Here is a 15,144-nt window from a genome sequence, read left to right as displayed (position 1 = left end):
CTGTTATGCAAAGATCATTAAGTTAAAGGCTAAGATTCCAAGAACAACCAGTAAAAGTGTCACTCTTGTTGAGTTCATTTTCTTTCTTCCTAATAACCAGTATGTTAATAATACCACCAAACATGGAGCAAGTGAAGGCATAATCTTATCAGCTAATTCCTGTACAGCAATAGATACTTCACCTTGTGTAAATGTATATGCAAATTTCGCATTGACAACCGAAGGAATTAAAGCCCCAATAACTGTTATACCTAAAACATTCGCTGCTTTTGTGATTTTCTTTAATTTGTTTCCTAATTCTCCAACAACTTTTGCACCTTCACGATATCTCATCTTAAAGAAAGATCTCATAAATCCCAAACGTAAGAATCCAAATGCAATCCATAAAATCAATGCCATTGGATTTCCTTCTAAAGCCATATAAGAAGCTAATGACCCAATGATAGTAGAAGGAATGACATGGAATAAAGTATCACCAATTCCTGCTAATGGACCCATCATACCTGTTTTTAATGAAGCTAAAGTTTCTACTGATTCAATACCTTTTTCTTCCTGTAATGCACAATCCAATCCTAAAACAATAGGAGCCATTGTATTGTTTGTATTAAAGAATTGCATTTCAACTTGTGCTGCTTTCTTTAAATCATCATCCTTTTTATATATTTTTTTAATCAATGGTAAAGTAGAGAAATAATATCCCAAACCTTGCATTTTTTCATAGTTCCATCCTGCGCCACCTAGAAAGTACCATCTCCAAAAGACTTTATTTGTTTCTTTGCTTAATTGCATTTTACTCATCACCCATACCTCCAGCATCTGTATTATTCACTGTAACTTGTTCACCATCTTCTGATTGGAAAATATATATAGCCATGGCTAAACCAACTAATGCCACACCAAATACTGGTACATTTAAATAAGCTGCTAATACAAATCCAATAATTAAGAATGTGATATTTTTTGCAACTGGTAAATATCTTAATAAAATCGCAATACCTAATGCTGGTAAAATACCACCTGCTGTTTTTAATCCACTCATTAACCATACAGGCATATAATCAACAACACCTTGTACGAATACTGATCCAAAGACAAGCGCTAAAAATACTGGCAACATTCTTGATAATGATTGCGGGATTAATCCAAGTAAGTTCATAAGTCCCGCCTTATCAAACTGTCCTTTTTCAACATAAGCTTCTGCCCTATGTTGAAAGTAAGTATTTGAGAATCTTGCCAAAACATCTAATTGAATCATTAATAATCCAATTGGGATCGCAAGTGTAACACCAAACTCTGCACCTTTTCCACTTTCAATTGCAAATGCAGTTCCTAATAATGCCCCTGTCATATAATCAGGAATAGAAGCCCCACCAAAATTTCCTACCCCTAATACTAATAAGTTTAAAGTTCCTCCAACAATTAATCCTGTTTGAATATCTCCTAAAATTAAACCTGCAAAGAACCCAGCCATTGTTGGTTTCACAGTTCCAAACGTTGTATTGTTTCCATCATAAAATGAAAATCCAGCATAAATTGTTAATAAAGCAATTTGCCACCATTCTATTGTCATTTGTTAAATCCTCCCTATTCATCTTCATTTTCATTATTTTGGTTATATAAATCCATACAATCAATATTAAGTCTACTTGATTCCACAAAATCTTTTAATTCATTCTGATTGTTGATATCCAATTTCTTGAACAGTAGTTCTAAGACCAATGGAAGATTAACACCCACAATCACCTTTGCATGATCTTTTAATCCTAATCTTGATAAAATCAATTCTGCCTGATTAAAAGGTGTTCCTCCTTTTAAATCAGCTAAAACAATGCCTGTATCCTTTGATAACCATTCTTTTAAATAGTTTTCAAGTTCATCCGCAAAAACATCAACCCCTGCTTCAGTCAATTCAATCGTATGAATTTGACTGATATCTCCTACAATCATTTGAGCAGCGCTTGCTATTCCACTTGCAACACCCTGATGAGATACAATGAGTATATTCATAATTCCCTCCTTAGAATTTTTTGTTTACCGGTTTACTTACACATTCATTTTATAATCAAAAGAAAGCGTTGTCAATCATTTTTTAAAGAAATTAATTATCATGTTTTTGCAAAACAAAGACATATATAAGGATAGTATTTACGATTTTCACATTTGTTCATTCGTATTTTCTGTATTAATTCCATATTTCTTCTTGACAAAACCGGTTTACTAATTTATTATGGGATTGTACTGGTTTTGACTTACTGGTTCACCTCAATGAAGAAGTCCGGTTTACTTTTTATTCATTGAGGTATGACTTCAAAAAGAGGAGATGAAAATATGTCTAATTTTAATTTAAATCAATTTTCATTAACGGGTAAAGTGGCATTAGTCACTGGGGCGAGTTATGGGATTGGTTTTGCGATAGCTTCTGCTTATGCTAATGCAGGAGCAACCATTGTTTTTAATGATATCAATCATGAATTGGTTGATAAAGGATTAAAAGCTTATCAAGAAAATGGAATACAAGCACATGGATATGTGTGTGATGTCACTGATGAAGAAGCAGTGAATCATATGATTCATAAAATAGAAAATGACGTTGGTGTCATTGATATTCTTGTCAACAATGCAGGAATTATTAAGCGAATTCCAATGTGTGATATGAGTGCAGATGATTTTAGAAAGGTGATTGATGTTGATTTAAACGCTCCTTTTATTTTATCAAAAGCTGTCATTCCTTCGATGATTAAAAAAGGGCATGGAAAGATTATTAATATCTGTTCTATGATGAGTGAACTTGGTCGTGAGACAGTGAGTGCCTATGCGGCAGCTAAAGGTGGATTAAAGATGTTAACTCGTAATATTGCATCTGAATATGGAGAATTCAATATTCAATGTAATGGTATTGGTCCAGGTTATATTGCAACACCTCAAACAGCACCTTTAAGAGAATTACAGGAAGATGGCAGTAGACATCCATTTGATCAATTCATTATTTCTAAAACACCTGCTGCACGTTGGGGTAATCCAGAAGATTTAATGGGACCTGCAATTTTTTTAGCAAGTGATGCAAGTGATTTTGTAAATGGTCATGTTTTATATGTAGATGGTGGTATTTTGGCCTATATTGGTAAACAGCCACAATAAGAAAGGACAAGAGAATATGAGAATTGCTTTAATTAATGAAAATAGTCAAGCAGCAAAGAATGCTATTATTTATGAGAGTTTAAAGAGTGTAGCTGATGAAAAAGGATATGAGGTTTTTAATTATGGAATGTATGGAAAAGATGGAGAGAGTCAATTAACATATGTTCAAAATGGTTTACTAGCCGCTATTTTATTAAATGCTAAGGCTGTAGATTTTGTTGTAACTGGTTGTGGAACTGGTGAAGGGGCTATGGTTGCTTTAAATAGTTTTCCAGGTGTTGTTTGTGGTTTAGCAGTTGAACCTACAGATGCTTATTTATTTTCACAAATCAATGGTGGAAATGCCTTATCTATTCCTTATGCGAAAGGTTTTGGGTGGGGTGCTGAATTAAATTTAAGATTAATGTTTGAAAGACTATTTGCTGAAGAGATGGGTGGTGGATATCCGAAAGAAAGAGTTATCCCAGAACAAAGAAATGCTCGTATCTTAAATGATATTAAAAAAATTACACATACTGATATGTTAACAATCTTAAAAGAAATTGATCAGGATTTCTTAAAAGAAACGATTGCTGGAGAAAAATTTAAAGATTATTTCTTTGCCAATTGTCAAGATCAAGAGATTGCTGATTATATTCAATCAGTATTATAAGATGTTATTACGTGATTTAGGCGTCCGTCATCTTGATTTCCTCTCACTTTTAAAAAACAAAGCCGATCACTGTAATAGAAATAACTGTCATCAATTTGGTGGCAGTTTTTTGAAAGGAATATGAAATATGAAGAAAATATTATTTTTTGGTGAACCACTTATCAGAATTACACCTTCTTTCTATGAGAAGTTAAATGACAAAACGAATTGTACACTTTATTATGGCGGTTCTGAAATCAATATTGCTAGAAATATGAGTGCTTTTGGTATAGATACTGCAATATTCACTGGATTACCAGAGCATGAAGTTGGGAATTCATTTATTGATTTCTTAAAACAATCACAAATTGATTCAAATAATATTCAAAGATGTGGAGAGCGTATTGGTCTTTATTATTTAATCAATGGTTACGGTGTCAGAAATAGCGAAGTTTATTACGATCGACAACATACCAGTATTAATGATATTGATATACAAAATATTGATATGAATCAATTATTCAATGGCATTACGCATTTTCATTTTAGCGGCATAACGATTGCTATTTCTCAGCATGTTAGAGATATTTTACAAGTTTTATTAGAAGAAGCAAAGAAAAGAGAAATCATTATTTCAATCGATTTAAACTTACGTACAAAGATGATTTCTATTGAAGATGCAAAAAAAGAGTTTAGTCACTTTGCCAAATATGCAGATTATTGTTTTGGAATTGATCCATTAATGAAAGATGAAAACGATCTTACAATGTTTGATCGTCAACATGCTACAGAAAAAACAATTGAAAAACGTATGCAGGAATTACAAGCGGCATATCAGTTTAAGGCTATTTTTCATACCATTAGAAATGTTGATGAGAACATGATTAACTCGTATGAAGCATATGCTTATGACCATCACCTTTATCATTCAGTAATCTTAAAAACAGCATTATTGGAACGTGTGGGTAGTGGTGATGCTTTTGTAGCAGGACTTTTATACCAAATCATGAATCAAGAAAATTTACAAGAAACAATTGACTTTGCAGTCGCATCAGGAACTTACAAATGTGTAGTCATTGGTGATAACATGTATGAAAATAGTCAAACAATTTATCGTTTATTAGAAAATCATTCAGAAATTTCAAGATAAGGAGAAAAGAATTATGACAAAATCAGAAATTATTCTTGAATTAAAAAAGCAAGGTGTTGTCGCAGTGATAAGAGGATATAGCTTTGAAGAAGGATATCAGGCATCAAAAGCTTGCATTCAAGGAGAATTAAAAGCTATTGAAGTCGCTTATACAAATAATAGTGCCAATGAAATTATTAAACAATTAAATAAAGATTATATAAACAAGAACCATATTCTGATTGGTGCTGGTTCTGTACTAGATGCTGAAACAGCGAGACTTGCAATAATTTCAGGTGCTAAATACATTGTTTCCCCTTCCTTTAATAAGGAGACCGCAACAATGTGTAATCGTTATGGTGTTCCCTATATTCCAGGGTGTATGACAATTCGAGAAATTGTTGAAGCAATGGAAGCAGGTAGTGAGATTATTAAATTATTTCCAGGAAGTACTTTTGGTCCACAATATATCAAAGCGATTAAAAGTCCATTACCCCAAGTTTCATTAATGGTAACAGGTGGTGTCAATCTTAAAAATGCACATGAATGGTTTGAAGCTGGTGTTGATGCAATTGGTATTGGTGGAGAATTGAATCAGCTTGCCAGTCACAGTCAATATGAACAAATCACAAAGATTGCAAATGAATACACAAAAATAAAAGGAACCTCTTATTGAGATTCCAATGCAGCTTTTGATAGCTGCTTTTTTTGATTTAAACGATGATTTGTCCATCTTCTTAAGAGCTCATATATAACAGAGAATGTTGGTAATCCAAAGATCATCCCTGGTATTCCAAACAAACCGCCACCAGCACTTACTGCAAACAGAACCCATAAGGCAGATAGTCCAACAGAATTTCCCACAACATGTGGATAAATTAAATTAGATTCAAATTGTTGTAATAAAGTGCTAAATATTAAGAAAATAACTGCTTTCATTGGTGAAACAAAGACAATTAAAACTGATGAAATGAATGCTCCAATGATTGGACCAAAGTATGGAATAATATTGGTAAAACCAATAACAACAGCTGCGATTGATGCATATGGAATATCTAATAATATACAACCAATATAACATAAAACTCCAATAATCACTGACTCTGTTAATTGTCCAGCCAAGAAATTCTCAAATGTAGATGAAGTTAATTGAGCTACATCTGTTGCATGATAAAACTGTTTTTCTGTTAAAAATGCTTTTCCCACTCTTTTGACTTGTCGCATTAATTTATCTTTAGAAAAAAGCATGTATATTGCCATAACAAATCCCATAAAAATATTAATAACACCAGTTGTAAAATGTGATACGCCTAAAGCTATCCCTGGTACCCAAGTTGATAACTTAGATAAGATAGTTTGACCCAATGTTTGTTGGAACTCTTCAACTTTTGTCATAATATCAGGAGATATTTTGACTTCTTTTAAGAAATAATTTAACCATTCTTCAATTTGTTTAAAAATTTCTGGTAAATTATCAATAAGAGTTCTAACATTTTCTATAACTTGTGGTAAAACAACCATAATGACAATTGCAATAACCAACATAACTAATAATACTGACAATATTGCAGATATTAGTTTTCTTGTTTTATCATTCTCAATAGGCAATTTCTTAATAAAATATTTCATTGGAATATTAAAGATAAAAGCTAAAATAAAACCTATAATAAACGGCTTTATAATACTTATTAATGTTCCTATAAAACTCATAATTGTTCCAAAATTCATTAAACATAAGATTAATATAGCAATATAGGTAACAAGTATTATCATATTCTTTAATGTTAAATCTCGCATCTTGTCTGTTGTTCTCATTGTACCACCTCTTTTTATTAGTATAGTCAAATATTATGTCTTTTATATGAAGAAATGGCTATTATTAACAATAGCCATTATTCTAAAATAAACTTTTTCATGAAGACTTCTTTTTTCTCTAATGTTCGAAATAAATACGCTCCAATCATTAAGACTGCAAATTCTCCAATAAATACATAAAATGCATTGATGACAAATGGTAAATTAAGAACAAAGTACAATTCAGCACCAACAATCAATCCATTCACAATTGCACCAAATAATCCTGCAATGTAAATATTTTTAATTTTATATACACCTAAACATGTAATTGCAGTAGCTAATGTTCCAAAACACATATCTGCCAATCCTAATGGTGACGGTAAATTAGCTAAAAAACAACCAATAATTAAACCTGGTATATATTTCTTGTTATAGAATGCTAGAAATATTAATATTTCAGAAATTCTAAATTGAATTCCTCCATAAGCAATACTTGAACATGCAATTGTTAGTGCTGCATAAACACAAGCAATCATAGCATTGATTGCAACTTCTTTAACTCCATTATTCATTTAAGTTCCTCCTCTTCTAAAATACAGTTAGAAGTCAGACATGAAAAAAGATGGCAGAGCCACCATTCTTTCATGTCCTTAGTTTTTTATACTGGGTTTGGCTCTCGAACCAGTGCAATCATTCTAGCATATCAAAATGATGTTTGCAACCTTAGATATGATATTCCCATCCATGATCACCATGATAAATCATACGTTTGCTCATACCTCCATCTACAACAAATGTTTCACCTGTGATAAACCCTGCATCTTCACTACATAAAAACATTACCATTCTAGCAATATCTATTGGCTTTCCTACTCTTCCTACTGGAATTGCAGTTTCATCTTCTTTAGAAAAACTTTCTGTATCATTGACATCAATCCATCCTGGAGCAATACAGTTTACTCGTACTTGCCCTGACAAAGAAATCGCCAAAGCATGTGTTAATGCAACAATACCACCTTTGGCACTTGTATATGATTCTGTATTTGGTTCGGATTGAAAAGCACGTGATGAAGCAATATTAATAATAGAACCCTTGTTTTTCTTTAATTCATCTTGACATTGCAAACTCAAATAATAAGGTGCTGTTACTCCAATAGATAATGATTTTTGAAATTCCTGGTAATTACATTGATTTAATATTCCTTGGTGTGACACACAAGCATTATTCACAAGAACATCTATTCTTTCTAATTTCTCTTTACAAAAACAAATAAATTGATTTAAATCATCTTCTAAAGAAACATCACCATGAAAAAAGAAAACAGATTCACTTACCAATGACTTTCCATAATCTGCATTGATATCAATAAAACAGACCTTTGCTCCTTCTCTCACAAACTCTTCAATAATAGCTTTTCCAATACCATGACCTCCTCCAGTCACAACAACACCATAATTTTTATATTTCATTAAATCACCATCCTTTCCAATATTTTATCATAGATAAGGGATAAAACAATTAATAGCTTTTAGCAAATAATTATAGATGAAATATTTGCTTTATGCTATAATAGTCACATGGAATAATCATAACGGTAGGTGGTTATGCTTTGGTCAATAGATAGAGATTGGAAACTCTGTTGATATAGATATCTCATTAGAGAAATTTGAAACAACGGAGGTGGTAAAACATGAGCGATTATGAAATGTTATCTTTAATGATGGCTATTATCGCAGTCATTGTCAAACTACTCCTTGAAATTATAAAAGGAAACAAAAAATAACTACCATGGTCCTAGGAAAACTTTGGTAGTTATTTTAACCATCAAATCCAAGGCATAACCGTCTACTGATTATTCCTTTCATTTATATTATAACCAATTTTTAATAAATATCAACCATTTTATGCAATAAGCAAATATATAATTTACATATTGATTCTAATTTTCAAAAATTATACAAGATATAACACTCTAACAAAGTAAATAAAAAACGTTTTTGCAACAAGAATTTATTTTTTATGATATTGTCTATTAATAGGCAACATTATGAATATAATGAATGTTATAACATCCTTTTGCTCTGATATTTATCCTGCTATATAAGCATCTTTAAATCCTTCGTGAATATTTCCACTCACAATAATGACATGTCCATAAAACATATCATCATCGTTATAGAACAATTCAAAGTCACCTTCTAGTGATACACACACTTCACTAATGACCATCCGTTTTGCAAAATCTTCATGAGTGATTTCTAAATCATTTTCCTCTGCCCATTCATTCGCTAACTCAGTTAATTCATCAGCTGCATATTCTCTTGCCTTTTGATCCCATACTTCACCGTTCGCCATTAATTCTTGGAAAGTTTTTAAAGTCTCATCAGCTGTTTCAATTCCTTCACCATCAGTATCTAAATGAATATAACATTCTTCATGATTCCAATTTCCTTCACCACTAAATATTCCTAATGATTTATCTAATATTAATTTTTGACAACCTTGAGGATGAATAGAAACTTCTTTTTGATATTCCTTTAAAACATCTTCTAATTGTGCATTATGACAATTCCTTTTTTTCACATCAACAAGCATAAGCCAATGACCTTTTTCAAAAGTATCATGTGTATATTCATTTTCATAGGGTAAAGATTCTCGAACTATAAGTTGATAGATTTTTTGACCTTTAAGATTATAAATCTTTTTACTACTGCGACATTCTTTATCATTGACTAACCATTCTATACCTCTTTTCCCCTCAAACAATTCTCCACTTCTTACATCAATATACGCTAAAATAGTTATAGATGCAGTCCAATATTCATCTTGCCCTGATCTTCCTGCTGACATTTCTCCTTCTGTAACAACAATCATTTCTTTTATTTCTTTATCAAATCTCTCCTCAAATTTTTTAATTTCTGAAGATTGTTTCTTAAATAAACTCATTCTAACATTCTCCTTATGCCCCATTATTAGATATATTATAACATAGATTAATCTGTTGTTTATATAGAGAACAAAAGAAAAGGTATAGACTAGCTATACCTTTATAATTCTTCACCATTTGTTTCAATGACTTTTTGATACCAATAATAAGAATCTTTTGGAATTCTATTTAATGTTCCATAGTTTTCATCTTCTTCTCTATCAACATAAACAAATCCATATCTCTTTTGATATCCATTAAGCCAGCTTAATAAATCAGTATAAGACCAAGTACAATATGCTAAGACTTGACACCCATCATCACAAGCTTTCTTTAACTCTTCAATATGTGCTTTTAAATAAGCAATACGATAAGGATCATGAACTTGTCCATCTTCAACTTTATCAAATGCACCTAAACCATTTTCAGAAATGACTATTGGTAAATCATAACGTGATGTAATATCACGACAGCACATTCTTAGTCCCATTGGATCAATTGTCCAATCCCAATCTGTTGTTGGTAAGAAGTCATTGGCTGGATTTTTATATAATCCAGGAACACCTTGGACTTGAGCTGTTCCTTTCTTTCCAGTTGTATTCATAGCATTACTCATACCGACACCATCAATTGGATTGTATTCAGCTACACAAGTTTGATAATAATTCACACCCATAAAATTAACCAAAGCTGCTGCTTTACGCAATGTTTCCATATCACCATCTTGAATATCTGGTGTCACGCCCATAGTTTCTAAATATGCCCACGCACTTCTTGGATAACGTCCATAAGCATAAATATCCATCCACCAATAATTTTGTAAATCATCATAATCTGCTTTTGCCATTGCATTTTCAGGTTTTCTATCAAATGCATAACAAGGACTATACGCAAAACTTGCACCAACTTTTGCATCAGGATAAAGTTCTTTTAATGCAAGTACAGCACCTGCATGTGCCATATTGGCATGATGATTCACTTGATAGAATGTTTTCATATCATTTTCTTTTCCTGGTGGATGCATTCCTTTTAACCAGCCAAATGATGTAAAGATATTTTGTTCATTCATCGTAATCCAATATTTGACACGATCACCATATCTTTTAAATAATGTTGTTGCATAGTTCACATAGTCATCAACGATACGACGATCTTCCCAACCATGATATTCTTCTTCTAATGCCTGTGGCATATCCCAATGATAAACAGTGACCATTGGCTCAATTCCATACTTAATTAATTCATTAATGAGATCATCATAGAATGACAAACCAGCTTCATTCATCTCACCATTTCCATTTGGATAAATTCTTGACCATGCAATTGAAAAACGATAAGTCTTAAGCCCCATATCAGCCATTAACTTGACATCTTCTTTATAGCGATGGTAATGATCAACAGCCTTATCTCCAGTTGTTGCCTTAAATGTCTTACCTGGAATTCTTACAAACTTATCCCAGTTGCTAATACCTTTACCGTCTGCATCCCAGCCACCCTCAACCTGATAAGCAGCAGATGCACTTCCCCATAGAAAATCTTTAGGGAATCCTTTTGTTTCTTTAAAATACATAGATTTCCTCCTTTGCTTTATATATTTTCATTCATAAACTCAATGAGAGATAATGAATAAGAATCTTCTTTATCTTTTAAATCATATAAATGTTCTTCTTTAATTGGAAACAACATCTTGTTTGATGCATCATGGTTATATAATGGGAAAACCATTTGAAAAGGAACATCCTTATCATTCTTAGAATGGACATAAACAGTTGGTATAACATTTTTCTTTACCATATCAACTGTATTCATCTTCTTAATATCACTCTTCAATTCATCTTTAATCACTTTACGAATAATTGGTCCAGCTACAAATTTAGTTACCTTCATTTCCTTTTGGCAACGCATTGCTAGATAATTGTAAACTGTATCATAAGCCCCTTCACTAATAATCAAATCTACATTCTTTAACTTTCCTAAACCAGAAGTATTTAAAATTGTGTTAGCACCCATTCCCTGACCATACATAATGACACGATGATCTTGACCATACTTTTGGAGAATATAAGTATTAAAATACATCAAGTCAAAAACATCACGATATCCAAATCCTCGAATATACCCATCACTTAATCCATGCGCATTCGCATCTATCATCAAGATATTTTCATCTGGAAATACTGATTGAAAATAATCAACAGTAGCCTGCAAAGAATGTGCCGATTTTAATAAAGCATGCAAACAAATAATTGTCCTTTTCGCCTGTTGTTTTTCAATTAAATAGGCTTGCAAGAACATTCCTTTATGATTCTTAATCTTAACTTTACTTGCACCAATATCCTCATACCAATTGCCTTGATCATCTTTACTTAAATGTTCACGATAAAGCATCTTTTTAGCAAATTGATTTGCTAATGCCAGCCCAGCAGTAAGGGTTGATGCAGTAAGAGTTGATGCAACAGCACTTCCAACAACGAATTTCTTTTTCATTTATACCACTCCTTAAAATTATCCATCAGGATTCTATTTATATTCATAACTTGTTCAAAGGAACTTAAACGATAATTATCACTACCCATTCTTGCAGCAAAATATTGAATAGCTGTAACTAATTCCTCTCTTACCTTTGGTCTTATTTCCAAAGGAAAAGACTCAATTGGGAAACATGTAAAGATAAATGTATTATAATCTTCATGGAATAAATCAAGTAAAACTTGATACCCTTCAGATTGCACTAAGGAATTCCCTAAAGCTAAGTCAAGATCGTGATTTGCAAATGTTAACATATTATTAATCACATCTCTTAATACTTTTAAAACAACAGCATAATATTGTTCAAAATCATTATGAAAAATATAATAGATATAAGAGAAGACTAAATTAACATTTTCCCTTTCTTCATCCTTATCATTCAAGACTAACTCTTCTTTTAAAGCCTTTATCATTGCACTTGTTACTCTATATTGAGATAAAATCATTGATCCAAAATCTGTCATAATTGCAAATGAAAATCTTGAATTTAAACAAAGTGTATGAACTGCTTCAAATAATTCTTTAGGTACATTTTTATAGAATTTATCTAAATTTTCATAAACAATACGAACAATCTCTCGGATATAATATAAATGATACTGATATTCTGTATCTAAATATTTTGAATTTGTTCCATCCCATTCATATTGATAAAGAACACTCTTTAATAATAAGTTTACTGAATCAATAAATTGTTTATAATTCTTATTATCTAAATGAATCTTTAAACAGGGAATAAATATTTTATAATATTCATCCATTGTTTTTTGATTACTTCCTTGATGATATTTCATATAATTTAAAATATCACAAAAATCAATTGGTTCTAACACCGTTAACTGTGTAGATATTGTTTTGATATAATTTTCATACAAGGAATAATGCAAAGTACTTTTATAATCAAATTTTTTAATAATGCGATTAACAGCATCTTTTACAATATAAAGTTTTTCTTGTTCATGCAGATCTTCAGAAAAAGTATAAGTCAAATGATCTTTACATTGAATCTCTACATAAATATCAATTTGTCTAAAGTTTTGATCAAGCATATAATAATGATTCTTAAATTTATATTCTTCAGCTCGATACCCACTATGAAAACGATACTTTCCAACATAATGAGACTCATTTTCATCTAAAAAATCTTGCATTATTTTTGTATCAAAAACCATATGTCACTCTCCTATTCTCTATGAGCAGACTGGAAACGAGGCAGGAAATTATTCCTTACATATTGAACTGCAATCGCTCTAATATTCTCTTTTGAATAATCTCCACCCATCATTAATGATGTATCCATGATTTCCTCTGTTAAAGTTGTTAATTCGTGATCTGATAAAACTATATTTTCTAAAGCAATTGTTGTTTTTACTATTTCTTTACAATCATCTATGTATTCTTTTTTATTAATATCTGTTACATGTTCCATGATTATCACTCCTTGTTTATTATTATACCATGATTATATGTCTTTTTTGTAAATTTATAAAAAATTTTTAAATATTAAAAACGATGACTTTAGACAGTCAACATTCTTACAACAAAAAAGAATCTTTTCACTGTCATCAATAAATGCCATCGCTCACTACCATTTCATCATGTTTAATATTTATTATATTTCAATTAGTTATGAAAATCATATACACAAATAAAACTGACTTATCTTAATTCTTCATGAACTCAACACTTTTATACTTCCAATAAACATTAAAATAATAGTTATTCAACTATATAATCATTTTCCTTAAGTAAAGTTAATGCTTTCTCAAATTGACTTGTCTTCATAAACACATAATCTGTATTATAAGTTGATACTGCAAAAATACTAATATTATGTTCAGCTAATATAGTCGCTATTTTTGCAAGAACTCCTACTAAAGAAAAATCTAATATTCCTTGTAGTCTCAAAGCTTTCCATCCATCCTCTCTTTCTATCGTGAAAGATGGCACATTCTCTGTCATACAAACAAGAGAGCATTCTTCATCAGTCTTTCCAATAAAACAATATTTATCTGTTAAATTAATACCCTGATAATCATTAACTTTACATACTGAAAATTCTTCTTTAATAACTTCAATTTTCATAAGTTCCTCCATCCTAAATATTTATTCTCTATATAATCTTTCTTTAATCATTTATAGTTAAATAAGAAATTTGATATCCTCAGTTAATTCTAAACCTAATCGTTCTAACCACTGTTTTCCTAATTGATATGTATTCATATCCAATAGTGCTGAACTTTCATGTGCATCCGTTCCAATAATAACCTTGTTTCCTACCTTTTTTGCAATGTTAAAAAATGTTTCATTTGGATATTGACGATGCGTTGCATATCCTAATAAATTAAATTCTAAAGGCATTTGATATTCTTTAGCAGCTTGGCATAATCTTGTCATTTCTTGTGTATAGAAAGGATCATCTGTATCATAAAAAGCCAGGTCAGGATGAGCCACATAACTGTACAAACCTGTTTTTATTCCAGCAATACAACTCTCAACATATTTTGTTAATTGTTGTTTATTTAAAGGCCTACCAAAATAAATACCTGTTTCATCTGTTTCATCAAAATGATTTCCTAAAATAATATAATCAATTGGATAGTCCTTAAGAATTTGTTTTAACCAATTCATATATTTTGGAAAGTATTCACACTCTAATCCTATTTTTATAGAAATTTGATCTTGATATTTTTCTCTAAGATTCAATAATGTTTGAACATATCCCACTAATTTATCTTCTTCCATACGCATTGTTGAATGATAGGAAGTCTCATAATGCCAAGGTGTATGATCACTAAACCCTAATTCTGTATAACCTGATTGTATAGCTGCTTTGACATATTCTTCTTCATTATCTATCGCATGATAGCATCGTTTTGTATGTGTGTGATAATTCTTCATAATATCCCTCCATATCTCTATTGATATTCTATACCTATTTTATAGTTTTACACAATATTTTTATATTATGAAACAAGAAAAAGGAAGAAAAT

Annotated in this window: 17 protein-coding genes and 1 riboswitch; of the genes, 4 read left to right on the top strand and 13 right to left on the bottom strand. The window is 31.0% G+C overall.

Going from position 1 to position 15,144, the window contains the following annotated elements; all coding sequences use genetic code 11:
* Positions 1–3: 3 nt before the first annotated feature.
* From AC5M21_RS05765 to AC5M21_RS05755, 3 genes are read right to left on the bottom strand one after another with little or no spacing between them, the layout of a single operon-like run.
* Positions 4–798: a PTS system mannose/fructose/sorbose family transporter subunit IID gene (locus tag AC5M21_RS05765; RefSeq protein ID WP_017143949.1), complete on the bottom strand. Its 795-nt coding sequence runs from the start codon at positions 796–798 to the stop codon at positions 4–6.
* Complete coding sequence (locus tag AC5M21_RS05760; RefSeq protein ID WP_008787202.1) at positions 791–1,570, bottom strand: PTS mannose/fructose/sorbose/N-acetylgalactosamine transporter subunit IIC; 780 nt, start codon at positions 1,568–1,570, stop codon at positions 791–793. The genes AC5M21_RS05765 and AC5M21_RS05760 overlap by 8 nt, the downstream gene beginning before the upstream one ends.
* Positions 1,571–1,584: 14 nt before the next feature.
* Positions 1,585–2,007 (bottom strand): PTS sugar transporter subunit IIA, encoded by a 423-nt coding sequence (locus AC5M21_RS05755; protein ID WP_008787201.1) that lies wholly within the window; start codon positions 2,005–2,007, stop codon positions 1,585–1,587.
* A gap of 321 nt (positions 2,008–2,328) precedes the next feature.
* On the opposite strand from AC5M21_RS05755, the gene AC5M21_RS05750 reads away from it, so the two are divergent.
* From AC5M21_RS05750 to AC5M21_RS05735, 4 genes are all read left to right on the top strand, one after another.
* Positions 2,329–3,138 (top strand): gluconate 5-dehydrogenase, encoded by an 810-nt coding sequence (locus tag AC5M21_RS05750; RefSeq protein WP_008787200.1) that lies wholly within the window; start codon positions 2,329–2,331, stop codon positions 3,136–3,138.
* A 16-nt stretch (positions 3,139–3,154) separates the two neighbouring features.
* The gene (locus AC5M21_RS05745; RefSeq protein WP_008787199.1) at positions 3,155–3,790 is read left to right on the top strand and encodes an RpiB/LacA/LacB family sugar-phosphate isomerase; all 636 of its coding nucleotides are present in this window, start codon (positions 3,155–3,157) and stop codon (positions 3,788–3,790) included.
* A 127-nt stretch (positions 3,791–3,917) separates the two neighbouring features.
* Complete coding sequence (locus AC5M21_RS05740; protein ID WP_008787198.1) at positions 3,918–4,919, top strand: sugar kinase; 1,002 nt, start codon at positions 3,918–3,920, stop codon at positions 4,917–4,919.
* 13 nt (positions 4,920–4,932) lie between these two features.
* The gene (locus AC5M21_RS05735) at positions 4,933–5,574 is read left to right on the top strand and encodes a bifunctional 2-keto-4-hydroxyglutarate aldolase/2-keto-3-deoxy-6-phosphogluconate aldolase (RefSeq protein ID WP_008787197.1); all 642 of its coding nucleotides are present in this window, start codon (positions 4,933–4,935) and stop codon (positions 5,572–5,574) included.
* Here AC5M21_RS05735 and AC5M21_RS05730 read toward each other — a convergent pair.
* The 10 genes from AC5M21_RS05730 to AC5M21_RS05685 form a co-directional block, all read right to left on the bottom strand.
* On the bottom strand, positions 5,568–6,713 hold the full coding sequence (locus AC5M21_RS05730; protein WP_008787196.1) for an AI-2E family transporter: 1,146 nt from the start codon (positions 6,711–6,713) through the stop codon (positions 5,568–5,570). The two genes, AC5M21_RS05735 and AC5M21_RS05730, sit on opposite strands and share 7 nt — an antisense overlap.
* A gap of 77 nt (positions 6,714–6,790) precedes the next feature.
* Positions 6,791–7,267 carry a QueT transporter family protein gene (locus tag AC5M21_RS05725; protein WP_008787195.1) on the bottom strand — a complete coding sequence of 159 codons (477 nt, stop codon included), beginning with the start codon at positions 7,265–7,267 and terminating at the stop codon, positions 6,791–6,793.
* A 72-nt stretch (positions 7,268–7,339) separates the two neighbouring features.
* Positions 7,340–7,386: riboswitch (PreQ1 riboswitch) on the bottom strand.
* Positions 7,387–7,418: 32 nt separating this feature from the next.
* Entirely contained in the window at positions 7,419–8,165 is a 747-nt protein-coding gene (locus AC5M21_RS05720; protein ID WP_008787194.1) for an SDR family oxidoreductase, read from the bottom strand.
* Between the two features lie 619 nt (positions 8,166–8,784).
* Positions 8,785–9,642 (bottom strand): DUF2262 domain-containing protein, encoded by an 858-nt coding sequence (locus AC5M21_RS05715; RefSeq protein WP_008787193.1) that lies wholly within the window; start codon positions 9,640–9,642, stop codon positions 8,785–8,787.
* A gap of 101 nt (positions 9,643–9,743) precedes the next feature.
* Entirely contained in the window at positions 9,744–11,192 is a 1,449-nt protein-coding gene (locus AC5M21_RS05710) for a glycoside hydrolase family 1 protein (protein ID WP_117768929.1), read from the bottom strand.
* A 17-nt stretch (positions 11,193–11,209) separates the two neighbouring features.
* Positions 11,210–12,109, bottom strand: coding sequence for an alpha/beta hydrolase (locus tag AC5M21_RS05705; RefSeq protein WP_302280489.1), 900 nt, complete (start codon positions 12,107–12,109; stop codon positions 11,210–11,212).
* Positions 12,106–13,323, bottom strand: coding sequence for a hypothetical protein (locus tag AC5M21_RS05700; RefSeq protein WP_008787190.1), 1,218 nt, complete (start codon positions 13,321–13,323; stop codon positions 12,106–12,108). Before AC5M21_RS05700 ends, AC5M21_RS05705 begins: the two co-directional genes overlap by 4 nt.
* A gap of 11 nt (positions 13,324–13,334) precedes the next feature.
* Positions 13,335–13,580 carry a hypothetical protein gene (locus AC5M21_RS05695; RefSeq protein ID WP_008787189.1) on the bottom strand — a complete coding sequence of 82 codons (246 nt, stop codon included), beginning with the start codon at positions 13,578–13,580 and terminating at the stop codon, positions 13,335–13,337.
* Between the two features lie 290 nt (positions 13,581–13,870).
* A complete protein-coding gene (locus AC5M21_RS05690) occupies positions 13,871–14,236 on the bottom strand; it encodes an ACT domain-containing protein (RefSeq protein ID WP_008787188.1) in 366 nt (121 codons plus the stop codon).
* Positions 14,237–14,293: 57 nt separating this feature from the next.
* On the bottom strand, positions 14,294–15,052 hold the full coding sequence (locus AC5M21_RS05685; protein WP_008787187.1) for a histidinol-phosphatase: 759 nt from the start codon (positions 15,050–15,052) through the stop codon (positions 14,294–14,296).
* Between the last annotated feature and the right edge of the window lie 92 nt (positions 15,053–15,144).

It is taken from the genome of Coprobacillus sp., assembly GCF_984815275.1.
Note: the sequence above shows the minus strand (reverse complement) of the source record. Positions and strands in the feature narration are given on the sequence as shown.